The sequence below is a fragment of the Mycolicibacter sinensis genome (genome assembly GCF_001667375.1).
Lineage (GTDB): Bacteria > Actinomycetota > Actinomycetes > Mycobacteriales > Mycobacteriaceae > Mycobacterium > Mycobacterium sinense_A.
Map to the genome: position 1 here is coordinate 1 of NZ_LZIN01000081.1, position 26,075 is coordinate 26,075.

26 protein-coding genes and 1 pseudogene are annotated in these 26,075 nt (G+C 68.0%); 4 read left to right on the forward strand and 23 right to left on the reverse strand.

What is annotated here, in order from left to right; genetic code table 11:
• The 3 genes and pseudogenes from A5771_RS16785 to A5771_RS16795 all read left to right on the forward strand — a co-directional run.
• Positions 1-913 (forward strand): annotated as a pseudogene (locus A5771_RS16785) (MlaD family protein); the annotation flags it as partial.
• A gap of 19 nt (positions 914-932) precedes the next feature.
• On the forward strand, positions 933-1,511 hold the full coding sequence (locus A5771_RS16790; RefSeq protein ID WP_064856326.1) for a hypothetical protein: 579 nt from the start codon (positions 933-935) through the stop codon (positions 1,509-1,511).
• A 10-nt stretch (positions 1,512-1,521) separates the two neighbouring features.
• Positions 1,522-2,307 carry a mannan-binding family protein gene (locus A5771_RS16795; protein WP_064924497.1) on the forward strand — a complete coding sequence of 262 codons (786 nt, stop codon included), beginning with the start codon at positions 1,522-1,524 and terminating at the stop codon, positions 2,305-2,307.
• A gap of 107 nt (positions 2,308-2,414) precedes the next feature.
• On the opposite strand, the gene A5771_RS16800 is transcribed toward A5771_RS16795, so the two are convergent.
• The 16 genes from A5771_RS16800 to A5771_RS16875 all read right to left on the reverse strand — a co-directional run bounded on the left by A5771_RS16800 (position 2,415) and on the right by A5771_RS16875 (position 18,509).
• Positions 2,415-3,080, reverse strand: a complete 666-nt coding sequence (locus A5771_RS16800) for a YoaK family protein (RefSeq protein WP_064856328.1) — start codon at positions 3,078-3,080, stop codon at positions 2,415-2,417.
• A gap of 3 nt (positions 3,081-3,083) precedes the next feature.
• Complete coding sequence (locus A5771_RS16805; protein WP_064856329.1) at positions 3,084-3,770, reverse strand: hypothetical protein; 687 nt, start codon at positions 3,768-3,770, stop codon at positions 3,084-3,086.
• Positions 3,737-4,282 (reverse strand): hypothetical protein, encoded by a 546-nt coding sequence (locus A5771_RS16810; RefSeq protein ID WP_064856330.1) that lies wholly within the window; start codon positions 4,280-4,282, stop codon positions 3,737-3,739. Before A5771_RS16810 ends, A5771_RS16805 begins: the two co-directional genes overlap by 34 nt.
• Positions 4,279-5,226: an RDD family protein gene (locus A5771_RS16815; protein ID WP_064856331.1), complete on the reverse strand. Its 948-nt coding sequence runs from the start codon at positions 5,224-5,226 to the stop codon at positions 4,279-4,281. The genes A5771_RS16810 and A5771_RS16815 overlap by 4 nt, the downstream gene beginning before the upstream one ends.
• Positions 5,223-5,897, reverse strand: coding sequence for a hypothetical protein (locus tag A5771_RS16820; protein ID WP_064856332.1), 675 nt, complete (start codon positions 5,895-5,897; stop codon positions 5,223-5,225). Before A5771_RS16820 ends, A5771_RS16815 begins: the two co-directional genes overlap by 4 nt.
• Entirely contained in the window at positions 5,867-7,459 is a 1,593-nt protein-coding gene (locus A5771_RS16825) for an MCE family protein (RefSeq protein WP_064856333.1), read from the reverse strand. The genes A5771_RS16820 and A5771_RS16825 overlap by 31 nt, the downstream gene beginning before the upstream one ends.
• Positions 7,453-8,622, reverse strand: coding sequence for an MCE family protein (locus A5771_RS16830; protein ID WP_234783090.1), 1,170 nt, complete (start codon positions 8,620-8,622; stop codon positions 7,453-7,455). Before A5771_RS16830 ends, A5771_RS16825 begins: the two co-directional genes overlap by 7 nt.
• The gene (locus tag A5771_RS16835) at positions 8,622-10,187 is read right to left on the reverse strand and encodes an MCE family protein (RefSeq protein ID WP_064856335.1); all 1,566 of its coding nucleotides are present in this window, start codon (positions 10,185-10,187) and stop codon (positions 8,622-8,624) included. Before A5771_RS16835 ends, A5771_RS16830 begins: the two co-directional genes overlap by 1 nt.
• Positions 10,184-11,788 carry an MCE family protein gene (locus tag A5771_RS16840; protein WP_064856387.1) on the reverse strand — a complete coding sequence of 535 codons (1,605 nt, stop codon included), beginning with the start codon at positions 11,786-11,788 and terminating at the stop codon, positions 10,184-10,186. The genes A5771_RS16835 and A5771_RS16840 overlap by 4 nt, the downstream gene beginning before the upstream one ends.
• Positions 11,785-12,813, reverse strand: a complete 1,029-nt coding sequence (locus A5771_RS16845; protein WP_064856336.1) for an MCE family protein — start codon at positions 12,811-12,813, stop codon at positions 11,785-11,787. The genes A5771_RS16840 and A5771_RS16845 overlap by 4 nt, the downstream gene beginning before the upstream one ends.
• Complete coding sequence (locus A5771_RS16850) at positions 12,810-14,024, reverse strand: MCE family protein (protein WP_064856388.1); 1,215 nt, start codon at positions 14,022-14,024, stop codon at positions 12,810-12,812. The genes A5771_RS16845 and A5771_RS16850 overlap by 4 nt, the downstream gene beginning before the upstream one ends.
• Before the next feature lie 5 nt (positions 14,025-14,029).
• Positions 14,030-14,899 carry an ABC transporter permease gene (locus A5771_RS16855; protein ID WP_064856337.1) on the reverse strand — a complete coding sequence of 290 codons (870 nt, stop codon included), beginning with the start codon at positions 14,897-14,899 and terminating at the stop codon, positions 14,030-14,032.
• 1 nt (position 14,900) lies between these two features.
• The gene (locus tag A5771_RS16860; protein ID WP_109401185.1) at positions 14,901-15,638 is read right to left on the reverse strand and encodes an MlaE family ABC transporter permease; all 738 of its coding nucleotides are present in this window, start codon (positions 15,636-15,638) and stop codon (positions 14,901-14,903) included.
• Between the two features lie 298 nt (positions 15,639-15,936).
• Positions 15,937-17,550, reverse strand: a complete 1,614-nt coding sequence (fadD5, locus tag A5771_RS16865; protein ID WP_064856339.1) for a fatty-acid--CoA ligase FadD5 — start codon at positions 17,548-17,550, stop codon at positions 15,937-15,939.
• Positions 17,547-17,996 carry an SRPBCC family protein gene (locus tag A5771_RS16870; RefSeq protein WP_064856340.1) on the reverse strand — a complete coding sequence of 150 codons (450 nt, stop codon included), beginning with the start codon at positions 17,994-17,996 and terminating at the stop codon, positions 17,547-17,549. The genes fadD5 and A5771_RS16870 overlap by 4 nt, the downstream gene beginning before the upstream one ends.
• A 45-nt stretch (positions 17,997-18,041) precedes the next feature.
• A complete protein-coding gene (locus tag A5771_RS16875; RefSeq protein WP_064856341.1) occupies positions 18,042-18,509 on the reverse strand; it encodes an acyl-CoA thioesterase in 468 nt (155 codons plus the stop codon).
• Positions 18,510-18,523: 14 nt separating this feature from the next.
• Between A5771_RS16875 and A5771_RS16880 the strand changes: the two genes are divergently transcribed.
• A complete protein-coding gene (locus tag A5771_RS16880) occupies positions 18,524-19,627 on the forward strand; it encodes an alcohol dehydrogenase catalytic domain-containing protein (protein WP_064856389.1) in 1,104 nt (367 codons plus the stop codon).
• Here the strand turns inward: A5771_RS16880 and A5771_RS16885 are convergent.
• Genes A5771_RS16885 through A5771_RS16915 form a run of 7 tightly spaced genes read right to left on the reverse strand, consistent with a single transcriptional unit; the run spans position 19,617 to position 26,019 of the window.
• A complete protein-coding gene (locus A5771_RS16885) occupies positions 19,617-21,089 on the reverse strand; it encodes a flavin-containing monooxygenase (RefSeq protein ID WP_064856342.1) in 1,473 nt (490 codons plus the stop codon). The genes A5771_RS16880 and A5771_RS16885 overlap by 11 nt on opposite strands.
• The gene (locus A5771_RS16890) at positions 21,071-21,802 is read right to left on the reverse strand and encodes an SDR family NAD(P)-dependent oxidoreductase (protein WP_064856343.1); all 732 of its coding nucleotides are present in this window, start codon (positions 21,800-21,802) and stop codon (positions 21,071-21,073) included. Before A5771_RS16890 ends, A5771_RS16885 begins: the two co-directional genes overlap by 19 nt.
• Positions 21,802-22,554 carry an HpcH/HpaI aldolase family protein gene (locus A5771_RS16895; RefSeq protein ID WP_064856344.1) on the reverse strand — a complete coding sequence of 251 codons (753 nt, stop codon included), beginning with the start codon at positions 22,552-22,554 and terminating at the stop codon, positions 21,802-21,804. The genes A5771_RS16890 and A5771_RS16895 overlap by 1 nt, the downstream gene beginning before the upstream one ends.
• Positions 22,551-23,519: a zinc-binding dehydrogenase gene (locus A5771_RS16900; protein WP_064856345.1), complete on the reverse strand. Its 969-nt coding sequence runs from the start codon at positions 23,517-23,519 to the stop codon at positions 22,551-22,553. The genes A5771_RS16895 and A5771_RS16900 overlap by 4 nt, the downstream gene beginning before the upstream one ends.
• Before the next feature lie 3 nt (positions 23,520-23,522).
• Positions 23,523-24,749 (reverse strand): cytochrome P450, encoded by a 1,227-nt coding sequence (locus A5771_RS16905; RefSeq protein ID WP_064856346.1) that lies wholly within the window; start codon positions 24,747-24,749, stop codon positions 23,523-23,525.
• Positions 24,746-25,462, reverse strand: coding sequence for a hypothetical protein (locus tag A5771_RS16910; protein WP_064856347.1), 717 nt, complete (start codon positions 25,460-25,462; stop codon positions 24,746-24,748). Before A5771_RS16910 ends, A5771_RS16905 begins: the two co-directional genes overlap by 4 nt.
• Entirely contained in the window at positions 25,462-26,019 is a 558-nt protein-coding gene (locus tag A5771_RS16915; protein ID WP_082947287.1) for a hypothetical protein, read from the reverse strand. The genes A5771_RS16910 and A5771_RS16915 overlap by 1 nt, the downstream gene beginning before the upstream one ends.
• Between the last annotated feature and the right edge of the window lie 56 nt (positions 26,020-26,075).

Sequence of the window (26,075 nt, forward strand, 5' to 3'; positions counted from 1 at the left end):
GTGGGGGCCGCCGGCGAACAGTACATCGACTTCGAGCCGCCCTCGAACACCGGCCCGTTCCTGTCCGGCGGCCCGGGGGGCCCCCCCCTACCCGGCCCCCACGCCGATTCCGATCTCGCAGCTGCTGGCCGACGCCGACGGCATGCTGGCCCAGACCGACCCGCGCAAGCTCGATCTGATCAAGTCCGAACTCAGCCTCTCCGAGGACGGCCCGCGCAAGCTCACCGACATCGTCGACGGTGGTACGTTCCTGCTGTCGACCCTGGATTCGGTTCTGCCGCAGACGGTGAGCCTGTTGAAGACCAGCCGGGTAGTGCTGACCATGCTCAGCGACGTCAACAACGGTCTGGCCGCGACGTCGGACAATCTCGACAAGGTGCTCAAGGGCGTCAATCCGATGATCGGCGGCTACCGGCAACTGGTCGATCAGGCACCGGCGATGCTGTCGTCGGTCGACGGCCTCTTCGACGACAACTCCGACACCATGGTCGGGCTGCTGGGCAACCTGGTCACCACGGCGCAGCTGCTCTATGTGCGGACACCGGCGCTCAACGCGCTGTTCCCCAACTACCGGGGTTCGACGGTGGAGGCGCTCAGCTCGGCGATCCACGAGGACGGGATGTGGGCGACCGTCGACATCTACCCGCGCTACACCTGCGACTATGGGACGCCACGGCGCAACCCGTCGGCAGCGGACTTTCCCGAACCGTTCCTCTACGGCTACTGCCGCGACACCGACCAGTCGGTGCTGGTGCGCGGCGCTCACAATGCGCCACGCCCACCGGGCGACGACACCGCGGGCCCGCCGCCCGGCGCGGACCTGGCCTCGACCACCGACCCGACCCCCAAGGGCCGCTACACGATTCCCACCCCGTACGGCGGACCGCCGCTGTTGATCGATCCGCCACGCTGATGTGCAAGGAGACGCTGCGGTGAGCACCGCTGACGAACCGGATACCACCGAAGACCTGCCCGAAGAAGCGCCGGAAGACCTGCCCGAAGGTGCGCCGGAGCCGGCACCACCGGTGCGCTCCCGGCACCGCACCCTGGCGATGGCGGGGGTCGCAGCCGCCTACCTGGTGGTCTTCGGTCTGGTCATCGGGTTGGGTTGGCAGCTGTGGCAACAGCATCGGGTCGCCGCCGCCGGGGCGGCCGGGCAACGCGCCGCGGTGGACTACGCCCAGGTGTTGACCAGCATCGACTCCGACCGGGTGGACGACGATTTCGCCGCGGTGCTCAACGGCGCGACCGGGGATTTCAAGGACACCTACACCAAGGCCAGTGTGGGACTGCGCCAGCTGCTGATCGACAACAAGGCGTCGGCCCAAGGCGTCGTGGTGGATTCGGCCGTCCAGTCCGAGTCCACGGACACGGTGGTGGTGCTGTTGATGGTCAATCAGACGGTTAGCAACACCACCCGCCCGGACCCGCGGGTGGACCGCAGCCGGATGAAGATGACGATGCAGAAGGTCGACGGTCGATGGTTGGCGAGCAAAGTCGAATTGCCCTAGGAGGCAAACAATGTGGGCGACCCGGCTACTGACGGGGATGACGGCGACGGTGCTGATGGTGTGCGCCGCACCGGAGGTCGGTGCCTCGGCCCCGTCGTTCTGCAGCGGGCTGGGCGGCGACTGGGACGGGCACTACTGCAGCACCGACGTGCGCTCCGAGCGGCTGGCCACCCGCTATATCCGGATGGCGGTGCCGCCAGAGCTGGTCGACCACCCGGTGGCGGGCCCGCCGATTCGCGACTACCTGTCGAAGTTGTTCACCAACTGGCGTGCCAAGGGCGCCTCGATGGTCGTCGACAGCTGGGGCAACGAGAACTTCGAGATCTTTCAGCACGGCAACGCGCTGACTGTGGTCTTCCACGAGGACTATCACTCCGACGGCCCCTACATCAACAACGCCTACCGCACCTTCACCTTCGACATGGGGGCCGGCGGCCGCCAGCTGCAGTTGGCCGACATCACCAAGCCCGGGGTGGACCCACTCGCGACGATCCCACAACTCGGCGAGCCTTACATCGTCGAGGCACTCGACCGGGCGTTCTGGGAGCACCGGCCCGGGGATTACCCGTTCGTCCCCGAGCGGTTCACCCCGGACAAGGTGTTCTCCGGCGGCTACCGGTCGTGGGCGTTGACCCCCGACGAGTTGATCCTGTACATGCCCGACTATCCGGTCAGCCACGATTCGCCGATCCAGTACAACCAGATGCAGTGGTACATGGACGGCGGCAACGTCCAGGCGCACATCCCGCTAGCGGCGCTGCGTTCGATTCTGCGCCCCGAGTACGGCGGGGTCTGAGCGGGGTCGGAGCGGCGCTTCCCCCTCGAGATTGTACTGGCGCAGGTGATTTCGCCGGTTTCCCTGCATGATTGCACTCTCGGGCGGATAAGGGCGGCCCGAACGGGTTAGCCGTAGCGGAACAGCAGCAGGCTCACCGTGACCACGCCCGCGGTCAGCGCGATCACCGGCGCTACCACCACATGGGACAGCGTCGCGCCGACAGTGGCGCCGCCGATCATCGTCAATACCACGCCGTAGCGCAACTTTTCACGGTGCCCGGTCCCGCCGGCCAGCCTGCTGTCCAACCCGATTCCGACGATCGTGGAGGTGAGCACCGTGGTGTAGAGCTCCTGGATGCCGAATTGGCGCGCCGTCGAGTTCTGCATGCCGAATGCCATCGCGAGGCCGACGATTAAAACCAGTTTGCTGGCGTCGTGGTAGTGCAGCACCCCGAATCCGGCCAGTGCGGCCAGCGCCAGCAGCAGCGCCACCTCGATGCCCAGGGCGGTGCTGACCCAGGTCCGGACTCGCTGTCCCAGTGCCCGTACCAGGCGGCCACCGGCGATCGCTCCGAGCAGGAACCCGCCGACCGCCACGGCCGCCGCGGTCAGATCGATGCCGGCGTGGGCGACGAACAGGAAGCCCAGGAAGATCGCATTGCCGGTCATGTTCGCAACGAACACCCGGCCGAGTACCAGCACGCTGACCGCGTCGACCAGGCCGGTGGCAAAGGTCAGTAGCAGTAATGCCGTCACCGTGCGCCGTTGCGACAGCGGCGAGGTGACCGGCATGACTCAGCTCTGGAACCGCGGGGTGAGATCCAGTGAGGTGATCGTCGGCATCCTGGTGACCACCCAGCGATTCTGGTCGCGTTTCATGTACAGCCGGTAGGTCAGGTACTTGATCTGCGGGATGGTCTTGGACAGTTCGCTGGTGGCCGAGGTATTGGTGTAGATCAGCACGGTGGCCTCGGGGCCGTTCAGCGATTCGACTGCGGCGCCGACGATCTCGGTGCTGTCGGTGACCTTGGCCTGTTTGTTGCTCTCGGCGATCGCAGCGATGAACTTGCGGTACTGGGCTTCCAGGTCGCCGCTGAGGTAGACCGCCGCCCGATCCGGGAGGGTGTCCAGGTTCTCCGGCGTGTAGTTCCACAGCGTGTGGATCGCTCGGGCTGCCGTCCGGGCGATGTCGAGTTTGGTGGCCACCTCGGCCCGGTCGAGGAGATACGGCTGTGCGGCGGCCGCCGCGAACGCCGCAGACCCGACGAACAGGGCCGCCGACGCCGCGACCGCGACCCGCAGGCCGAGCTTGCGGCGCCCGCGGCGGGTGTCCACCGCGGTCTCGGGCTCAGAGTCGGCCTCCGCTTCGCCGTCCGGCTCCGCCTCCGCGCCGTCCGCCTCCTCGCCGGCCGGTTCGAGCTCCTGCTCATCTGCGGGGCCGGTCTCGGTCACAGCACCTGGCTCAGATTGCTGATCTTCCACTGGTCCCCTTCCTTCTGCGCGGTCGCCAGCCAGCGAGTTGCGGCCTTGACCTCATGTTTACCGTCCGGCGACTTGCCGTTGTTCTCGACGGCCACCAGCATGCTGACGCTGCCATCGTCGTTCCACCGCTCGACACCGGCCGCGATCACCGTTCCGGTGGTCGGCTCACTGCGCGCCACCGCGATCAGGATTTGGTTGGCCTTGTCCTGGTATTGCTGAGCGAAGTCCCCGGTGGCGTGATCGAGGACGGTTGCCAGGTAGTCGTTGGCGTGGAACGGGTCCGGCGAGGTGAACATCGTCATGAACGACTGGACCGCGGCCAGCGCCTCGACGTCGCGCAGTGCCGACCTGCGGTGTTGCTCATGGCTGAACAGCGTCGCCGCGCAGATCGCGATCGCGGCGACGCCGATCAGTAGCGAGCCTGCGATCACCGTCCTCAGCCGCCGATCGGGCACCGTGCGCTCCACGAAGAGCGGCTGGTCATCGGCCTGGACCCGACGACGCGGACTCATTTGTCCCCCTCGGCGGGCAGCGGCTTGCTGACAACGGACAGATCGTCCACACGCCAGTTGTGCTGCACCTTGGCGAACACCACCCGCACGGTGGCGCTGATCAACCGCTCCTTGCCGGCGGTGCCGCGCTGGCCTTGCAGGAACAGCAGCATGGTCGCGCGGCTCTTGGCGGCGTCGAGCACCGCCGCGTCGGTAACCCGGTAGAAGTTCGGCACCGGCTTGGCGCTGCGGATGGCGTCCAACTGGGGTACCAGTTGCTCGCGGTACTTGTCAGTGGCCAGCGACTGCGCGCGGGCGAAGTCGTCTTCCAGGGTCTCGGGATCGTAGGACAACATGTCCGCCACGATCTTCGGGCCCTGGCGGGCGATCTGGATGCGGGTTTGATCCGCGTTGTGCTCCGTCCGGTAGACCACCGCGTAGGCGGCGGCGGCACCGGCAAAACTCAGAACGGCGGCGACCACGAAAGCCGCCATCGCCCGCAGCCGGATGTTCGCCGGCGGCACTCGTAGCTTCGCCGGGCGCACTTCGGTGCGCGCCACCAGGTCGGCGAAAGTACGCCCGCGCCGGTCGCGCAACGGCCAGAGCCAGCCGAGGAACACAGCGTCCAGCAGATGGGCCACTTCGCGCACCAGCAGCCGTCCGGCGCCGACGGCTTCGGTGGTTCCGCCGCCGCGCACCACCTCGATTCCGGCGAACGCGCGGCCCAGGCTCCACCCGGTCATGGCCGGCAGCAGCACCCGGTTTACCGCGGTCGCCAGGATCACCACCCCGATGAGTGTCATCGCGACCCACCACCACGCCCCGCCGCGCGGGAAGCTCAGTGCCGCCAACGCCATCGCCGCCACCACGATCACCCCGGGCAGCAGATCGACCGCGTAGGCGATGACGCGGCTACGCCACCGCGCCGCCGGGCCGGCCGGCGCGTCGAGAACGGCTTCGGTCACCGGGCCACCTGGTCGAGCTTGGCGATCCGGTACTGGCCGTCCTCGCGGACCATCTGGGCACGCAACCGGTAGCCCGCCTCGCGGCCCTTGGCCTCGACATTGTCGACTTTGATCCGGAATGCCACCAGGACGTCGACCGAGCCGTCCGGGTTGTTGCGCTCCACCGCGGCGCCCATCTCGGTGAGCTCGACCTGGACCTTCGCCGCCTGGTACGCAGGCGGAAGGATCTGGGCGTACAGCGCGGCCTGAGTGCGGAACTCCCCGGCCGAACAGTTGAAGATCTTCTCCTGAGACAGCGACACATCCCCCGGGTCGGGGGCCTGGGTCGCCAGCACGCACGTTTTCGCCGCCTCAATGGCTTCGGCGTTGTCCCGCGCCATCAACTGACTGGCCGCGTGATCACGCATGCTCAGGTATCCGAGAGCCGTCAGACCGGCCGCCAACAGCACCAGCAACGCACAGATCCCCAGAACCTGGCGGCGGCCGAGGCGGGACGGCGCCGGTTCCGTCTCCGCCGGGTCGGCGCTGACCGGCTCGGTCGTAGTGACGTCGGCTGCGGTGTCCTCGTCCGCTGCGTCCGGGCCATCCTGGAGATCTGCGGTGTCGGCGGTGTCTGCGGTCTGCTGTTCCCCGTCCGTGCTCACTGGAACGGTGCCAGCATCCCCTTCCATGCGTCGTCTCCTATGTTCATCGAGTTCTCGACGGAGTATTCGACGCCGTCTGGCCCCACCGCCTGGCCACTCTGCGGATTGTAGATCGCCATCGGCGGCCCGCCCGGAGTGTAGATGCAGGGGTTCGGTTGTTGCCCGTTGCACTGCACGCTACCGGTGCCCGGTCGGGTCAGCGGGTCGTTCGCCGGCGGCGGTGTCGGTGGCACCATATCCGCGGGCAGCGGGTTGAGGCCGGTGTTGATCGACGGCGCCGGGATCACGTGACCCGGCTCGACCGGCTGGTCGCAGCGCGCGCCCAGCGCCGGGCAGTTCCGGATCTGGTTCGGGTCGCCGTACCAGGGGTTGGTGCCCAGCGGGACGTACGGCTTGTCGCTGCGGCACTCCTTGGGCGTCGCCGCCCGCTTGCCGGGCACGTCCACACACGGGATGTTGCGCACCCCGCGAACGTTGTTGGACGGGGTGTCCTGCGGAATCCGGCAGGACACGTCCGGCAGGTCAGCCGGGCTGGTGTCGGCGAACGCCCGCCACTCCGACGCCGGCAGGTAACCAGTCAGACACGGCGGAGGATAGTTCAAGCTCAGGCCCGGAATGGGAACCGGGAAGACCGGCCCGGGGAACGCACCGAGGGCCACGTCGAGTAACGCCCGGCCGGGGAAGACCGAACTTACGGTCTGAATGATCGAGCCGGCCTGGGGCAGGAACACCAGCGCCTGCTCGGTGTTGCGGTTGTAGCGTCTGCCCATCTCGGTCAGGATCGAGGCGTTCGCCATCAGCTGCGGCAGGGAGTCCTTGGTCTCGCTGAACAGCGTGTGCACCTGATCGATCAGCGGCGGTAGCTCGTGGATGATGTGCTTCACCGTCTCATCGCGGCTGGCCGCCTGGCTGGCCAGGACGTTGAGGTTGCGCGCCCACTGGTGGATGGCGTCGCCGGAGTCGACCTGGCTTTCGATGATCGGCGCCGACTTGTTCACGATGTCGTTGACGTCGTCGAGATTGGCCTTGAAGTCGCTGACGATCAACTGCGTCGCATCGACGAGTCGCTGCAGGGACGGGCCTAACCCGCCGACGGCCGTCGCCGTCTCGTCGAGCAGCGCCGAGATCTTGCCCGCCGGCAACGCGGCCAGACCACGATTGGCGGTGTCCAGCGCCGGCCCGATCGCCGAGGGCACCGTGCCCTTGGTGATCGTCTGGCCTTGCTTCAGGTACTGCCCCGGGTTGTCGGTGGACACCAGGTCCAGGTACTGCTCACCGATCGCCGACACCGAATGCACGTTGGCGCTGGCATCGGCGGGGATCTTGTACTTGCTGGAGATCTGCATCGTCGCCTGCGCACCCGTCTCGGTGGGCTCGACGGCGGTGACCCTGCCGATGATGGTGCCGCGGTAGGTGACGTTCGCGGTCTTGTACAAACCGCCGGCCTCCGGCAGATTCGCCTTCAGCGTGTACTGCCCGATACCCGCCAGGGTCGGCAACCGCAGGTAGTAGACACCCAACACCAGCAAGGCCACCGCGGTCAGGACGGTGAAGATGACCAGTTGACGCTTGATCTGTGGTTTCAGCAATTCCGGTCAGCCCTTTCCACATACGGGCCACCGGGTGCGGTAGCGGGGTTCGGCGTGTACCGGATGTCCGGGATCATCTTCTCCGGGTCGTGGCCGAAGGACTGCTCCAGCGCCCGCAGCATGCCGGAGAAGCCGGTTCCGGTCAGGATCGCGTTGTCGATGGACGCATAAGTGAGGTCGACCACCAGCGAGGTGTTGATGAAGTCACCGCGCACCGCCTTGAAGGCACCGTCGACGTGATACGGCGCGGTGATCATTACCTGCAGCAGGTCGGGGATGTACGGCGACGCCTTACGCAGCTCGCGTCCCGGGCACTGGAAATTCGTCAGCACCTTGGTCAGATCACCCCGCGCGGGCGCGATCTGCTGGTTGACCGAGGCCCCCATGTCACCCAGCGCTCCGATCGCGTCGATGAAGATCTGCTGCTGGGAGTTGAAGTACTTGAACAGCGGCGGGAAGTCGGTCAGGACTTTGTCGATGGTGTCGTTGTGGGCACCGATATAGCTCAGCAACCGGTTGGACGAGTCGATCGCCCGGGTGATGTCCTCGCGCTGGTCGTTGAGGTTGGCGACGAACGTGTCCAGCTTGGTCAGGAACGCCCGGATCTGGTCGGCCCGCCCGTTGGACAGCGCGGCGAACTCGGTGGTGATGGTGTCCAGGTCCGACAATCCGCCGCGTTGCAGCAGCAGGGCCAGACCGGCGAGTGTCCGCTCGATGGTCGGGTACGACGACGAATTGTTCAGCGCGATCGTGTCGCCGTTGCGCAGTTCGCCCTCCGGGTCGGCCGGTGACTTCAACTCGATGTGCTGCGAACCCAGCAAGCTGGTCTGGCCGATCTTCGCCGTGGCGTTGCGCGGCAGGTGAACGTCCTTGTTCAGCTTCAGCTTGAGCGTCGCGACCCAGTTCTTCAGCTCGATGTGCTCGACCGCGCCGACGAAGACGTCGGCGACCAGCACCCGGCTGTTGCCGTTGAGCGCCAAGGTGTCCGGCACCTGGACGTAGACCGTGTAGGCACCGGGGCCGCTACCCGGACCGCCCGGCAAGGACACGTTGGCGATACCGCGCCAGCTGCCACAGGACGTCAGCGTCAGGGTGGCCATCAGCAGCACCAGGGCCTGCCAGCTGCGCCGGCTGACCGTCTTCATCGCTGTACTGCGTCTCATCAGCCTTCACCTCGCGGGGGAAGCGGTGCGACCGGGCCGGGGATCACGTTGGGTCCCGGCGGGGGCGGCGGGATCGGCGCCTGGCCGGGAGGCAGACCGACGTAGGGCAGCGGGCCGGGCTCCGTGTCATAGGAGTTCGGCGGGCCGGGTGGCGTCTGGTACTGGGACTGGATCGGCGCCGGGTCCGGGCCGCCCATCAACTGTGCCAGCGACTCCGGCGTCAACAGCCGCTCGGTGTCATGGCCGGGTTGCACACCCTGCATGCCGGGCGCGGTGATCCAGCCGGGCTGGCTGTTCTTGTGCGCAAATGGCGTGTCGGGCACCCAGATACCCGGGACGGTGGTGTCTTTGTACCCCGGTGGCGGCTGCAGTCGCGGCTCGGAGTAGGCGATCTGCTTCGGCGTCGTGTAGGCGTTGGTCCAGATGTTGATACCGAACGGCAGGTAGTTGAACTTGATCGCATCGGCGATCGGCGCCAGGTACTCGGCACACAGCTCCGCGGAGTCCTGGTAGCCCAGCCGGCTACCGGCCTGGATCGCGCTGCAGATGAACTCCATCGGGTTGGCGAAGTTCACCAGCACCGGGAAACCGGTGACCGCGCCCTGCGCCGGGTGGTAGATCTCGCCCACCGCGGCCAGCACGTTGGGCAGCACGTGCAGTGAGGTCTCGAAACCGTCCAGCGCGTCCGGCTGGGTGATGGCCGTAGTTATCTGCTCCGCGTTGTTGATGTTTCTGACCAGCAGGTCGGCGTTCTGGTTGAGGAACGCGCGGATGATCGTCATCGTCGCGTAGAACTGGTCGGCGGCCTTGGCCAAGTCCTGGTCGGTGCCGGTCAGGTTGTTGGTGAAGGTGGCCAGGTCCCGGTTGAGCGCCACGAACTGCTGGTCGTTGTGGTCCAGTGCCTTGACGAACAGTGACAGGCTGCGCACCACCGCGAAGAAGTCGCCGCGGCCCTTGTTCAGCGCGGTCAGCGCGTCCGAGAGGCTGTTGAACGCGGTGTTGATCTGCTGGCCTTTGCCGCTCAAGCTGTCGGCGAACGACTCGATGGCCTCGCCGATCGGTCCCTTCGGCTGTTGGGGCGTCGGGCCCAGCTTCTCGATGATGTTGGTGACGTCGTTGCGCAGCGTGTCCCACTCCACCGGGACCTCGGTGCGTTCCTCGGGGATGACGGCCTTGTCGGCCAGCGCCGGCCCGCCCCGGTACGGCGGCTCCAACTGGATGGTCCGCGACGCCACCAGGGTCGGGTTCAAGATGATCGCCTTGGCGTCGGCGGGCACCTTGTATTTGTTGTTGAAGTGCAGCGTGACCTTCATCTTGTCGCCGGCCGGCTCGATCTTGTCGATCGCGCCCACCCGCACACCCATGATCTGCACCGCGTCGCCGGGGTAGAGCGCGTCGGTCTGCGGGAAGTAGGCGACCACGGTGGTGCTGTTGAGCTTGCGGAACAGCTGCACGCCGCCGAAGCCGACCAGCAGCGCCAGCACCAGCAGCAGTGATCCGACGACCACCGTCGTCCGGGACCGCTCCGGCAGTCGCAGGTTGCGAACATCAAAGACGGTACTCACGGCCGCTCACTCCCTCTTGCGCCGCCGCCACCACCGGGCTGGCTGTTTCCGCCTTCGCCGGGCGCGATGAACGGTGCCGGCAACTGGTTGCCCGGTCCGGGCGGAGCGGGCGGGCCGGGTGCCATCGCCGGAGGCGGCGGAGCCGCGCCCGGGTTGGCCGGAGCCGGTCCGGGCATCGGACCCAGCGGTTCGGAGCGCGCACCGGGGTTTGCGTCGGGCATCGGGACCGGAGTACCGGGCACCAGCGGCGGCGTCTCGCCCGGCCGGCCCGCAATCGAGATGCCGGGCGTCGAGCCGATGCCGTCGGGGTTCGGCGGCGAGGTCAGCACGTCCACCGGCCCCGGGTACGGACCACTCGGGCCGAACGGCCCGGCGTTCGGGTCCAGGTTCGCGCACGGCAGCGGGTTGCCCGGGGTCGGGAACATTCCGGCGGCCGGCGCGTACGAGCACGGCGAGCCCGGTGCGACCGCCGGCCCCGGGTGCTCGGGGGTTCCCTCGATCACCTGCGGAGCAGGCGGCGGCGCGCCGTTGGCGAACCTGGTCCCGTTGGGATCGGGGTAGCGGAACTCCGGGAGGCCGGCATTGCGCCAGAATTCCTCCGGCGAGATGCCACGCTTCTTGAACGCGGAGTCGACCCACGGCTGCAGGATCCAGAACGGGATCAGGTTCAAGGTGGAGACCTTGAAGTAGGGCCCCGAGGCGACCGCGTCGTTGACGATGGTCAGGTACCTGCCCAAGATGGTGAACATCTCCATCAGTTCGCCCTTGCGCCGCACCAGCATGTCGGTGATGTTGGCGGCCTCTTCGAACACGTGGCTCAGATCCAGAGTCGGGTTGTCCCGGACCAGGCCCTGGACCTGCTCGCCGAAGTAGGCGATGTTGCCCAGCAACGCCGAGATCGCCTGGCTGCGCTGGTTGAACGCGGCCAGCAGGGTCTGGGTGTTGCGCAACACGGCGTCGATCTGGCCGCTGCGGTTGCCCAGTACGGTGGCGATCTCGTTGGTCTGGGCGAGCAGGTGGGTGATCTCCTCGTCGCGCTTGCCGATGGTGTCGGAGAACTTCGCGACCCCGTCGAGCGCGGCGCTCAGGTCCGGAGAGGTCTCTTCGACGGTGTCCGACAGCACCTGCAACGACTTCTTGACCGTGTCGATGTCCCAGCCGGACGCGGCTTTGGTGACGTCGAAGACGGCATCGTAGAGCTGATAGGGGGTGGTGCTCTGCCCCAGCGGCAGCACGCCCTGCGGCGCGATCCGGCGCTCACCCTTGGGCTCGATCGCCAGCACCTTCCGGCCCAGGATGGTGTCGGTCTTGACGCCGATCCGGCTATCGCTGCCGATCGGGTGCGCGCCCACGGAGAACTTCACCAGCACGTGGTCGTTCTCGATCGACAGGTCCTGCACCCTGCCGACGTCCACGCCCGAGATGCGCACCTTGTCACCGGCGGTCAGCCCGCCGGTGTCGGAGAGCTCGCCGTAATAGCTCGGCTCGGCGAACAGCATCGGCGCGGTATTGAAGCTCTGCCCCACCAGCGTCACCAGCGCCACCGTGATGACGCCGATGACTCCGATCCGTGCCCGGTTGGGCGGTTCCAGGGTCCTCACTGCGGCGTGCACCTCCCGGTCGGTTGCTGCCACAACCGGACGTTGCGCACCGGCCCGCCGGGCTGCAAACCGGGAAGCTTGATGGTGGCGTCACAGATATAGAAGTTGAAGAAGTCACCGTAGACACCGGTGCGCCCGAGGAGCTTCAACGCCCTCGGCAACTTCTCCAGTGTGCTTTCGACGTCAGCCATCCGGTCGGGCGGCTCCGGGCCCGCCGGCGGGAACAGGCTGTGCAACTGCTTCCGGTTGTCGGCCAGCAGGTCGGCCAGATTGCCGGCGGCGTTACCGAATTCGGCGGTGCCGTTGGCCAGGGTGGTGTTGTTGGCGTTCAGCCCCTTGACGAGTTTGTCGAAGTTGTCGACGGTCTCGTCGAACGTCTGGCGGTGCCGAACCGCGGTGTCCAGCACCACGTTCAGGTTCTTGACCACCTCGCCGATCGCCGCATCCCGCTCGGCGATGTGCGAGGTCAGTTGTGCGGTCTGTTCCAGGATGTCGTTGATGGTGCCGCCCTGGCCCTGGAAGACCGTGACGATGGTCGACGCGATGGTGTTGATCTTGTCGGGGTCCAGCGCCCGGAACACCGGCTTGAAACCGCCGATCAGCGCGTCGAGGTCCAGTGCCGGTTCGGTGCGGGCGGCGGGGATGAACCCGTTCACCGGCAACCGCCGGTCGGCACCTTCGCCCTCACCCCGCTTGAGCTCCAGGTAGCGGTTGCCGATGAGGTCGTCGTAGCGGATCTGCGCGGTCGTGGACTGGTACAGCGGTAGTGACCGGTCGACGTTGAAGTCCACCACCACCCGACGACCGCCGTCGACCAGGCGCACCTTTTTGACCTTGCCGATCTCCACGCCGGAGGCGCGGACGAACTGTCCCTCCCGCAGGCCGCTGGCATTGGTGAATTCGGCGGAGTAGCCGGCCGTCCGGTCAAACCTGACCTGGCCGAATACCACGACCAACCCGACCGTGAAGAGCAGCAGCACCGAGCCGACGGCGCCGAGTTTGAGTGCGGTTCTGGTGATGTTCATGGGTTGATCGTGTTTTCTCCGACTTGGCGACCCCAGACGTAATCGACGGCCGTGGGCGATCCGGATTCAAAGTGGTTGTAGGGCGCTTGACTGACTCCCGTGTCGGCCACCAGGTAAGGCGCCGGCCAGAAATCGTGGGTGATCTCCTGCCAGCAGCCCGGCGCTCCTCCTGGGCCGCCGCGGGCGTTGTAACGCGGCAGGTTATCGGGGTAGATGTACGGGTTGGCCGGGCTGACCAGCTTGCTGACCGTGTCGAGGGCGTAACCGTCCCCGCCGCCGAGGAACTCGTAGACCTTCGGCGCGCCCTCGGCAAGGTTGCGGATGGCGCAGAACAACTCCGGGCTGTACTCGTCGAGCAGGGCCGAGACCGGCACCAGGTCGGAGAACTGCCGGCGGAAGTACGGCCCGAACCGGTTGGTGACGTCCGCTCCGAGGTGGCCGACCCCGGCGGCGCCGAGCAACACGGAGTCCAATTCCTTCTGCTGAGCGGTGATGGTCTTGACCGCGGGGATCGAGTTCTCCAGGAAGCCGACCAGATCCGGTGCTCCGTCGGCGTAGATCTCGCCCAGGTTCGCGAAGCCCTTGAGGTCGCGGCGCAATGACGGCATGTAGGCGTTGGCGTCGTCGAGAATCTTGTTGCCGTTGACCAGCGACTCGCCGAGCTTGTTGCCCAGCCCGGTCAACGACTCGGCGGCTGCGTGCAGGGTCAGATTCAGTTTGATCGGGTCGATGTGGTCCGAGAGGTTGTTGATGGTCTCGAACAGCGTGTTGAGCTCGGTCGTCACCGAGGTCGCGATGATGTGCTTGGTGCTGATGCGCTCAGGCGTGGGGTGCTCGGGCGCGGTAAGCGACACGTACTTGTTGCCGAACAGCGTGGTCGCCAGAATGTCGGCCTTGACGTTCGACGGAATCAGCTTGATGTACTGCGGGTCGACATCGAGCGTGAACTTCGCCGCCGGTTTGTCGTCGTGCTCCGTCGGCGCGATGCTGGCCACGCGCCCGATCTGGACGCCGTTGTAGGTCACCGGCCCGCCCGGGTCCATCACCAGACCGGCCCGCGGCGCCACCATCGTCAGCGACGTCGTCTTGGTGAAGGCCCCGCGGAACTGGCCGTACACCAGCCCGACGATCAGCGCCAGCACGGCGAAGGTCACCACTCCCGCCACTTTGTAGGGCGGGCTCTGGATCTTGTTCTGCTTCCCGGTTGCCATGGCCGTCACATCGTCAGGTTGAAGTTGGGGTCGACGCCGTAGAGCGCCAACGCTGCGAGCAACACGACAGTGGGCACCGTGACCAGGGACAGGCGCATCGACTGGCCCACGGCGGCGCCGACACCGACCGGGCCGCCGCTGGCGTTGAACCCGTAATAACAGTGCGTGATCATGACCACCACCGCGATCAGGATGGTTTCCAGGAATGACCAGAACACGTCGTCGGGACGTAGGAACGTCCGGAAGTAATGCTCATAGGTTCCCGACGACTGTCCGAAGAACAACGTGGTGACGATCTGCGGCGAGGCGAACGCCATGATCAGCGCGAGCGCGTACAGCGGGATGATCACGGTGAAGCCGGCCACCACCCGGGTCGACACCAGGTAGGAGATCGAGTTGATCCCCATCACCTCGAGTGCGTCGATCTCCTCACTGATCCGCATCGCCCCGAGTTCGGCGGTTGCTCCGGCTCCGACGGTGGCAGCCAGGGCGATGCCGGCGTTGACCGGCCCGACGACACGGACGTTGACCAGCGCCGCGGCGAAACCGGTGTAGGTCTCCACCCCGATGTTGCCCAGCGAGGTGAAGCCCTGGATGGCGATCAGCGAGCCGCCGGCCAGCATCACGAACCCCATGATGGCCACGGTGCCGCCGATCACGGCCATCGCGCCGGTGCCCATGCCCAGCTCGGCGATCAGGCGCAGCGTCTCGGTGCGGTACCGCCGCAGCGCCCAGGGGATTTGCCGCACGGCGGTCGCCGAGAACCAGCCGAGCTGGCCGCTCTTCTCCAGGGAGCGGCCGGCCGCCCCGACGTAACGGTGATAGTTCGCGATCAGGCCGGGAAACCGGCCCCGCAGCACTGCCGATGTCGACATGTCAGGTCCCCGTTCCGAACTTCACGCCGATGGTGGTCAGCACCACGTTCACGGCGAACAGCGCAAGGACGCAGAGCACCACCGTCTCGTTGACGGCAGTCCCGAGCCCCTTGGACCCGCCCCGAACCGTAAGACCCCGATAACAACCGACCAAGCCTGCGATAAGCCCGAAGACGCTGGCCTTGACCGTCGAGATGACCACCTCGGGCAGTCCCGTCAGCAATGTCAGCGTCGACAGATAGGCGCCGCCGGACACGTTCTGCAGGTAGACACCGAACAGGAAGCCGCCGGCGAGGCCGATCACGATCACCAGAGCGTTGAGCAGCAACGCGACCACGGTCGCGGCGATCACCCGGGGCACCACCAGCCGGTGGATCGGGTCGATGCCGAGCACCTCCATCGCGTCGATCTCCTCGCGGATGGTGCGGGCGCCCAGGTCCGCGCAGATCGCGGTGGAGCCGGCGCCGGCGACCACCAGCACGGTGACCAACGGCCCGAGCTGGGTGACGGCCGCGATGCCCGCACCGGCGCCGGAGACGTCGGCAGCACCGAACTGCGCCAACAGAATGTTCAGGGTGAAGACCAGGAGCACGGTCAGCGGGATGGCGACCGCGATGGTCGGGATGATGGCGACACTGGTGATGAACCAGCCCTGCTGCAGCGTCTCGCGCCATTGGAACGGCGGTACGAACAGCGCACGCGCGGTCAGTGCGCACATCCGGAAGAACCCGCCGACCATCACCAGCGGCGGCAGCAGCCGATCACGGGCGAAATCAGCCAGGCGGGGACGCGCAGGAGCCGTCACAGCAACCCCCTCACCGGAGACCCAGCGTCACGACGCAGCAAGGGATCGCGTCGCACAGTGGCTTCTCCGTCCGTCCATGTTCCTACGAGACCCGCGTCACCATAGCGGCCCAAGGTGCCGTTGGCGACCATCGGACCATACCTGATGACTGCGTGAGGATGGCATCGATTCGGCGCAACCTACACAGGTTCGCTACCGGACAGTAACGTGCCGCCACCTCAACGGTAGGGAGCTAGCCGGTATCGGTTGTGGCGGTGACCGACTCGGCTCCGGGGGCGGTTCGGTGGTTAATGCGCAGTTCGGTTTTGAGCACCTTCCCTGCCGGGTTGCGCGGCAGGGCGTCGACGATCTCGAGCGCCTTCGGGTGCTTATAACGCGCCAGTCGCTCGGTCAGATAGTCCTGGAGGTCGGCCAAGACCAGATCGGGCCGGGTGACCGCGGCGATCGCGATCGGGACCTCGCCCCATTGCTCGTGCGGGCGGCCGATCACGGCGACCTCGGCGATGTCGGGGTGACCGGCCAGGACGTTCTCCACCTCGGCGCAGTACACGTTCTCGCCGCCGGAGATGATCATGTCTTTCTTACGGTCGACCACCCAGACATAGCCTTCGGCGTCCATCCGGACCAGATCCCCGGAGTGGAACCAGCCGCCGGCGAACGCCTCGGCGGTGGCTTCCGGGTTGTTCCAGTAGCCGCTCATCAAGGTGGGGGCCCGGTAGACGATCTCACCGACCTCACCGACGGCGACGTCGTTCATGTCCTCGTCGACCACACGCGCGGCGACGGTCGGGATGACGGTGCCGACCGAGCCCAGCTTCCGGATGGCGTCCTCGCCCAGCAGCATGCAGGTGACCGGCGACATCTCGGTCTGCCCGAATGCCGCCAGGATCTTGGTGTCCGGGAAGGTCTGCGCCATCTGGCGCAGCAGCGTGTCCGACGCCGGGGCGGCACCCCAGGACATGGTCCGTAACCGGATGTCGCGCGGATTGGCCTGCTGCTCGGCGCAGACCGCCTGCCACTGGGCCGGCACCAGGAAGATGCCGGTGACCTTCTCGGCGGCCAGCACGTCGAGCAGTTGGCCGGCGTCGAACGCCCCGAGCGCATTGATCACCGTCGGAATCCCCAGCCACATGCCCGGCAGCAGGTTGCCGACGCCGGCGATGTGGAAGAACGGCACCCCGATGAAAGCGACGTCGCCTTGACCGGTCCCGGCGGTGTAGAGGGCGGTCATGGCCTGGCCGGTGAGGTTGGTGTGGGTGAGCACCGCCCCCTTGGGCCGGCCGGTGGTGCCCGAGGTGTACATGATCAGCGCCGGCGAATCGTTGGGAATGTCCACCGGCGGGTGCGGTTGCCCGGTCTCGGTGATCAGGTCTTCATAGGCGGTCATGCCCGCGGCCTCACCGCCTTCGCCGGCCACCACCACGGTGTCCAGCAGGGACGTCAGCTCGCGCACGCCGAGGGCCACCGGCAGCAGCGCCGTCTCGGTGATCAGTACCCGCGCCTCGCAGTCGGTGACCAGATAGGCGAGCTCGGGCGGGGTGAGCCGGAAGTTCACCGGGACGGCGATCGCGCCCAGCATGTTCGCGGCCAGGACCGCCTCGACGAACTCGGTGCGGTTGAGCATCAGGATCATCACCCGGTCGCCGGCGCCGACACCGCGGCGGCTCAAGGCGTCGGCCAGCGCGCCGACCCTATTCCGCAGCTGCGCCCACGTCGTGGTCCGGCCCAGGAACCGCAGCGCCGTGGCGTCGGGTTGCATCAGCGCGTGCCGGTCCAGTTGGTTGACCCAGTTCTGGCGTCGGGCCCGATAGGGCTGCTCAGCGGGATCGGCTGTCGGGTGGCTCAATTCGACCCTCCCGCAGCCAGTTCCTCGGCGCGCCGTTTGAGATTGTCGGCCAGGTAGTCCAGGACGTTGCCGAAGGCCTTCTTGACCATCGGCTTGGGCATCGCCATCTCCGTCTCGACATCCATGTCGACAGTGAGCAGCGAGGTGGCGCCGATCTCGACCACCGAGAACAGTTGCTCCTGCTTGCTGAACAGGTCGCCCTGCTGCAGCACGGTCTGGATCTGGGTGGCGCTGGGGTAGTACACCGCCTGGATGAAGGTGCCGTCGAAGCCGGAGTACGAGGCGTCCAGGCGCAGCTGGCTGGGCCGGCCGTCGTCGTAGCGGGCCAGCACCCACAGTCCTTTGACCTCGTCGTTCCACTGCGGGTACGCCTCGAAGTCGGCGACGATCCCCATGACGGTGGCGGCGTCGGCGGCGACTTCGACGGTCTTGCTCACGAGCGGCATTGGGCGAGCATATCCATCCTGGCGGTCTGCCCGCCGAGACCGACGTTAGACCTGGGCGGTGGCCAGCAGCGCCCGGATGCCGTCGGGGATCGGCACCGGCCGCCGGGTGTTGCGGTCGACGTAGACGTGCACCCAGTGCCCGAGCGCGGCCGGCGGGGCAGGGTCCGCCTCTTTATCGGGGGCCCGGAACACCGCGAGCCGGTAGGTGACGCTGCTGCGCCCCAGCCGGGTGACCGCCAGGCCGACCGCCAGCCGATCCGGGAAGGCCAGCTCGCCCAGGAAACGGCAGCCCGACTCGGCCACCACCCCCAGCTCCGGCATGCCAACCGGATCGACGTCGGGGGCGTTGGCCGCGATCCACCCGTTGATCGCGGTGTCGAACAGCTGGTAGTACACCGCGTTGTTGAGATGGCCGAACATGTCGTTGTCGGCCCAGCGGGTCAGCACCGGCCAGTGCACCGGAAAGTCCTGGCTGGTCAATCCTTCCGGGGCGGGCGGGACCGCGGCATTCATGGTTGTATTCCAGCATGGTTGCCATCCGTGGCGCGGTGCTGGAGCGGATCGGGGCGCCACGACCGTATGCCCGGTCTCGGCCGATCACGGTGAGCGAGCTGGAGCTGGCGCCGCCGGGACCGGGGGAACTGCTGGTCCGGGTGGAAGCCGCCGGAGTCTGCCATTCAGATCTGTCGGTGGTGGACGGCAACCGGGTGCGGCCGGTGCCGATGCTGCTCGGCCACGAAGCGGCCGGCATCGTCGAGGCGACCGGCGACGGTGTCCACATCGCGCCCGGGCAGCGGGTGGTGCTGACCTTCCTGCCCCGGTGCGGGCATTGCCCGGCGTGCGCCACGGAGGGTCTGACCCCCTGCGAGCCGGGCAGCGCGGCCAACGGCGCGGGCACCCTGCTCGACGGCGGGATCCGGCTGCACCGGGCCGGGCAGCCGGTCTTCCACCATCTCGGTGTCTCCGGTTTCGCCACCCATGCGGTGGTCAGCGCGACCAGCGCCGTGCCGGTACCCGAGGACGTGCCGCCGTCGGTGGCGGCGTTGCTGGGATGCGCGGTGCTGACCGGCGGCGGCGCGGTGCTCAACGTGGCTCGCCCGGTGGCCGGGCAGACGGTGGCGGTGGTCGGGCTCGGCGGGGTCGGGATGGCGGCGGTGCTGACGGTGCTGGCGCACGACGGGGTCGAGGTGATCGCGATCGACCAGCTACCCGAGAAGCTCGCGGCGGCCAGCGGTCTGGGCGTGCAACGCACCTACACGCCGCAGCAGGCCGTCGACGCCGGCGTGCGCGTACCGATGGTGATCGAGGCGGTCGGTCATCCGGCCGCGCTGCAGACCGCGATCGATCTGACCGCGCCCGGGGGCCGCACTATCACCGTCGGCCTGCCGGCACCCGATGCTCGGATCAGCCTGTCCCCGCTGGGCTTCGTGGCCGAAGGCCGCTCGCTGATCGGCAGCTATCTCGGCTCGTCGGTGCCCGCCCGGGACATCCCGAAGTTCGTCGCGCTGTGGCGCGCCGGCCAGCTGCCGGTCCAGCAGTTGGTGTCGGCGACCATCACCCTTGATGCCATCAACGAGGCGATGGACCGGTTGGCCGACGGCACCGCGGTGCGCCAGGTCATCACGTTCTGACCGGGTCGGGTTCGAAGACGAAGTCGGCGGCCCGGAAGCGGCGGGTCATCGCCCAGAAGGCGCCGGCGCTGCGCGGCCACTGGGTGACCACCCGGCCGTTGGCCGCTCGGAAATAACTGCTGCAACGCGTGGTCCACACCGTGCCCTGCATCCAGCGGTCGATCTTGGCGACGAACGCGGCCAGCGCGGCGGGCCTCACCGCGACATAGGTCTTGCGCCGGCGCCGCAGATGTTTGAGCACCCGCACGATGTAGCGCGCTTGGGCTTCCAGCACGAAGATGACGCTGTTGGAGCCGACGTTGGTGTTGGGTCCGTAGAGCATGAAGAAGTTGGGGAACCCGGGCATCGCCATGCCCAGGTAGGCCCGCGGCCCGTCGCGCCACACCTGCCGCAGACTGGCGCCCTCGCCCACCACCTCGATCTGGCCGAGGTAGTCCGTAGCGGCGTACCCGGTGGCGCAGACCACCACGTCGACGTCGCACTCGGTGCCGTCCTCGGTGACCAGCGATCGCGAGCGCAGGGCCTTGGCCGGGCTGGTCACCACCTCGACGTTGGGCCGATTCAGCGCGGGCAGGTAGTCCGAGGAGAAGACCAGCCGTTTGCAGCCCAGCGGGTGGTCGGGGGTCAGCGCGGCGCGGAGCCGTTGGTCGGTGACGGCGTGGTCCAACAGCTTTCGTGCGGTGGCGGTGAACTCGGCCGTCTTGTCGCTGCCGTTCTCGATCACCGAGATGTTCGCCTCGCTGCGCAGCCACAGCCGCATCCGGTACAGCCGCTTGGCCAGCGGGACGCGGGTGAATACCCAGTGCTCCCGCGCGCTGTAGCGGCGATCCGGTTTGGGCAGGATCCAGGTCGGCGACCGCTGCACCGAATAAACCTTCTCGGCGACCCGGGCCAACTCCGGCACCAGTTGCGCCGCGGTGGAACCCGTTCCGAGCACGGCGATTCTGGCGCCGTCGAGCCGCACCGAGTGATCCCAGCGCGCCGAGTGCATGACGGTGCCGGTGAACGGCTGCTCCTCGGCCAGGTCGGGCAGCACCGGCTGGGTGAAAAGGCCGACCGCCGAGACCACGACGTCGTACCGGTGCTCATTGCCGTCGGTGGTGGTCAGACACCATTGGCGGCGGTCGTGTTCCCACACCGCGGAGCGGATCTCGGTGCGCAGCATCAGGTGCGGCTGCAGACCGTGATCGGTGGCGCAGCGTTCGAAGTACGCCAGGATCTCGGGTTGCTTCGACCACTGCCGCGACCAGTGCGGGTTCAGGTCGAAGGAGTAGGAGTACAGATGCGATTTGACGTCGCACGCCAGCCCCGGATAGGTGTTGATCCGCCAGGTGCCGCCGACGCCGTCCTCCCGGTCGAAGATGGTGAAATCGGTGAAGCCCGCGCGCCGCAACAGGATTCCCAGCGCCAGGCCGCCCGGGCCGGCACCGATGATGCCGACGCTCAGCGGATCTGCAGGCATTGGCCGCCGTCCACGATCAGTTCGGCGCCGGTGATGAACGACGCCGCGTCAGACACCAGGAAGGCGACCGCGTCGGCCACCTCGCCCGGCCGGCCGAGCCGCCCGGTCGAGGCCACCGCGGCAAGTCGCTGCTGGGTGCCCGCGTCGAGCATCGGGGTGGCGATCGGCCCGGGAAAGACCGCGTTGACCCGGATCCCGGCCGTTGCCAGTTCGGCGGCGACGGTCTGGGTCAGGCCGCGCAACGCCCACTTCGACGATCCGTAGGCGCTGTGCTGCGGAAAGGGCCGGATCGCCCCGGTGCTGCAGGTGTTCACGATGGCGGCGCCCTCGGCGGTGCGAAGTTGCGGTAGCGCCGCCTGGGTGCCTAGGAAGGGGCCGAGACAGTTGACCCGCCAAGCGTTTTCGAAAGCCTCCGGGGTTTCATCGGCGATCGCCGCCCGGTGCAGAGTGCCGGCGTTGTTGATCAGCGCGGTCAGCGCCCCGAAGCGTTGCACGGTCGCTGCCACCGCGGCGTCCCATTGCGCCGGGGAGGTCACGTCGAGCGCGAGCCCGATCACCGCGTCATCGTCCCGCGCACTGATCGCGGCCCCCAGTTCCGTTTCGTTGATGTCGCAGGCGGCGACGGCGAACCCGTCGGCGCGCAACCGTTCCACGATCGCCCAGCCCTGGCCGCGGGCGGCGCCGGTAACCAAAGCCACTCGCGGTTGCCCCATCAGTGCCTGCCCCTGGCCTCGTTGAGATGCTCGAGCGCCCCGCACCGTAGCGCCTGGGATTCGGCGGCCAGCGTGATCATCTGGTAGCCCAGCCCGGCCAGGGTGCGCCCACCCGCACCGGATCCGCCGTGCGCTGCGGCGATGACGCCCGCCGCGGACGCCGCCTGCTGGATCCGGGTCATCGCCTCCCGCAGGTCGGGGTGGGTGGTGGCCTGGGTGACGTCGACGCCCATCGAGACCGCCAGATCGGCGGGCCCGACGTAGACCCCGGCCAGTCCGGGTACCGCGCAGATCTGCTTCACCTCGTCCAGTGCGCCGGCGGTTTCGATCATGGCGAACACGTCCGCCCGCGACTCCAAGGCGGTCAGGTCACGGCCCAGCGCCGGCCGCAGCGGACCGAAGCTGCGGACTCCGCCCGGTGGGTATCGCGCGGCGGAGACCGCGGCCGCCGCCTGCTCGGCGGTTTCGATCATCGCGATGATCACCGCGTCGGCCCCGGCGTCGAGCACCCGCCCGATCGGCGCGGGATCGGCATTCGGCAGCCGCACCGCCGTGGCGATCGGCAGGTGTTCGACGTAGCGCAGCAGTTGTGCGATCGCGGCGTCGTCGAGATAACTGTGCTGGGCGTCGAAGCCCACGTAGTCATAGCCCGCCCGGGCGAATTCCTCCGGCCCGAGCACGGTCGGCCCGGTGATCCACCCGCCCCACAGCGGTGTCCGCTCGGTCAGCGCGGCACGCAACGCCGACATCATCCGACGATCGCGATCTTGACCCGATCCGGCACCGGACGGGACGCCAGTTCGAAGGCGGCCTGCGCGTCGTGGTCACCGAAGACATGGGTGACGTAGCTGCCCAGCAGGTCGGGATGCTCGGCGGCGAATTTGCTTGCGGCGTCCAGCATCCGCGCCCGGTCCCGGGTCACCCCGGAGATCAACGTCAGATTGTTGCGCAGCATGGTGCGCATGCTGATCGGGTAGCTGTCGTCGTCGGGGACACCGAAGTAGAAGACGGTGCCGCCGGGCGCGACGGCGTCGATGGCGTGGCTCAGGGTGGCGACCTGGTGGCCGACCGCCTCGATCACGATCTCCGGCCGGTCGCCGGCGTCGAGGTGATGCACCCAGCGGTCGCTGGTGGACTGCACCACGGTGTCGACGCCGAACGCGGCGGCGACAGCGCGCCGGTCGACCGGGTCGACGCCGGTGACGTGGCGCGCGCCGGCCGCTTTGGCGACCGCACTGAACAGCAGACCGATCGAGCCCTGCCCGAGCACCGCCACGTGGCGGCCGGCCAGGTCGGGAAGTTGTTCGACTGCGTAGAGCACACACGCCAGCGGTTGCAGACCCACCGCGTGCTCGGGCGCCAGCGTCGGGTCGTGGCCGGCGAGCCCGTCGCCGTCGGCGATCACCCGCTGCATCAAACCGTCGAAGCCCGATGCCCAGCCGACGACCCGGTCGCCGGGGCGGTGGCGCGGGTGCCGGCTGGCGATCACGTCTCCGACGATCTCGTGAATCGGGAAGCCGTTCTTCTCCGCCGCGCGGGCACCGCTGTCCCCGGGCAGTCTGCCCTGCGCGCCGCGGAAGGCGGGCAGGTCGCTGCCGCACACGCCGGCGGCGACGAACGCCAGCAGCACCTGGCCCTCGTCGACCTGGTCCTCGGCGAGGTCGGGGACGTCGATCCGCTCGAATGCATAGGGCGCGATCAGCCGGTGGGCCCACATGTTTCAGACCTCCACCGGGATGGAGTTCCAGCCCCACTGGAAACTCGACGGCAGCCTGGTCGCGCCGTCGTCGACGATGCGGTAGTCGCCGACCCGGCGCAGCCATTCGGTCACCAGCACAGTGACTTCCAGGCGCGCCAGGTGGTAGCCGATGCAGAAGTGCTGTCCGCGGCCGAAAGCCAGCGACCGGGTGATCGGGCGGTTCCATCGGAATTCGTCGGGCTCGGGGTATTGGCGCTCGTCGCGGCTGGCCGAGGCCAGCAGCGTGATGATGCGCTGTCCCGGCGCGATGGTGGTGTCGTGCAGCGTGAAGGGTTTGCGGGCGGTGCGGGCGAACCATTGTGCCGGGGCGCAGAAGCGGATCATCTCCTCGCAGGCCAGTTCCACGCTGCTCAGGTCGGCTCGTACCTCGGCGAGTTGGTCGGGACGGCGCGCCAGCTCCCACAGCCCATGCGCGACGATCTTGGGCACCGTCTCGGTGCCGCCGATGAAGATGCACAGCAGCTGGGTGGCGGCTTCGACGTCGTCGAGGGGGCGGCCATCGGGCAGTCGGTAGCGCAGCATCCCGTCGACGATCGAAAGGTCGTCGCGCGCATTGGCGGCGCGCCGGGCCTGTACGGCCGGGATGAGGTACTGCAGGTAGTTGGGCCGCGCCGCGGCAGTGTCGACGCCGCTGCCGGCCTGCGCCAAGCTGCCGGCGTTCACGGCGGCCAGCACGTCGGCCGCCAGCTCGAGCGGGATACCGAGCAGCTCGCACACCACTTGGGCCACCACGATTCCGCCGTAGTCACCGGTGAGGTCGAAGCGGCCCTGCGGCAGCAGCTCATCAAGGCGCTGATTGGCCAGCGTGCGGATCCGCTCCGCCCAGTCGGTCACCGACCGGGGCCGAAACGCCGGTGACTGCAGCCGGCGGATGTCGTCGTAGATCGGTTTGTCGAAGACGGCGTGAAACGGAAGCGGTGTCAGCGGCGGATCCGGCACCGGCCCGGTGTTGTGGTGGGCCAGTACGTTGGCCGCGGGCAGGGTGCCCTCGGAGGCGACGAACGTGCCGTCACTGACCGCGAGCACCTCCCAGATGTCGTCGAACCGGGATATCGCATACAGATCCCATTTCGGCACGTAGTACACCGGATGGTGATCGCGCAGCACGCGGTAATACGGCAGCGGGTCGGCCATCACCGCCGGATCGAACGGGTCATACGAGAAGTCCGCGTCCACAACCGTTTTCATGCGGTGCCTCCCTGGAGTGGGGAGGGCGGCAGCGCCTGCAGGATGGAGTCCTCCCAGCCGTCCCGCAGTGCCGGGGCCACGCTCATCCAGGTCACGATCTCAGCCGGCGGCTGGTCCTTCCAGGACGGGTAGTGCTGGGCGAAGCAGTCCCAGTCGCCGTCGAGCGCCCAGTAATGGATCACCTCGTTGAAGCGGAACGTGGTGGTGAACGAACCGAGCCAGCGTTTGCCGGTGCGTTCGGACCACGGCACGTACAGTCGCTCCAGTTCCCGGATGTAGTCATCCTGGCGACCGGGCTTGGTCTGCATGATCTCCTGAATCACCACGGTGGCATCGAAGTCGATGTCGCAGAGTTGCGACAGCGTCTTGTTGTGCGGGCCGGGATACATGATGCGGCCCTCGCCGGATGCGCCGATGCCGGCGAGGTAGGCCGACCACTCGGCGGCGGAGCGTTCGTGGCTGCCGCCGCGGCCCTGCGCCCGACCGATGCGGGCGTAGTCGGCGAAGGCGTCGATCTCCCAGAGGACCGTGGCCTGCGGCCAGTGGCCGTTGTAGCGGGTGGTCTCCCATACTGCGAACAGTCGCGCGCCCAGCTCGCTCATCATCGGCTGGTAGATCTCGGTGAACGCACCGGTGAAGTCGGCGGTCAGGCCGCGGCCGAGATCGATGGTCTCGTGCAGATACAGCAGGGTGTGGTCGTAGTGCTTGCGCATCAATCGACCGGCATCAGATCGGAACCGACCGGCAGGCAACGCTTCTGGTCACTGCGGAACAGCTCCGGAGCGTCGATCCGGCCGTCGGCCCGGGCGTCGGCGGCCATCAGGGCTTGGCGCTTGAAAGCCCGGCCCGCCACAGTCAGCACGTGGCGCACCGCGCTGAGTCGCTGATTCACCGCCATCGGCCAGCCTTCGCCCCACAGCACGACCTCGGTCACACTGCGCCGCAGCGCCGACTGCACCCGCCGGCAGATCCGGGGATCTTCGGCGAAGGCGTCGGTGAGAACCGCCAGGCCGTGACCGGCCGCATCGCCGGTGGCTGCGGCCAGCTCGGTCTCCAGGTCCGCGGTCTGCACGCCGAGGATCTGCAGCGGCCGGAGGTCCTGATGCGGGGGCAGCAGGACGTTGACGTCCCACCCGGTCGCCACCCGGTGATACAGCCACCCTCCGGCCGCCTGCACCAGCGCGGTGACATCGAGCGCGATGACATCGAGGCGATAGCGCAGATGCGGATCCTCGGCCGGCGGGTCCAGCGCCGCAGCGGTGCTCGTCATCGCATCATCCCAGCTCGTCATGAGAATCCGGTGGGCATCACCGGGCCCGGCGGGTA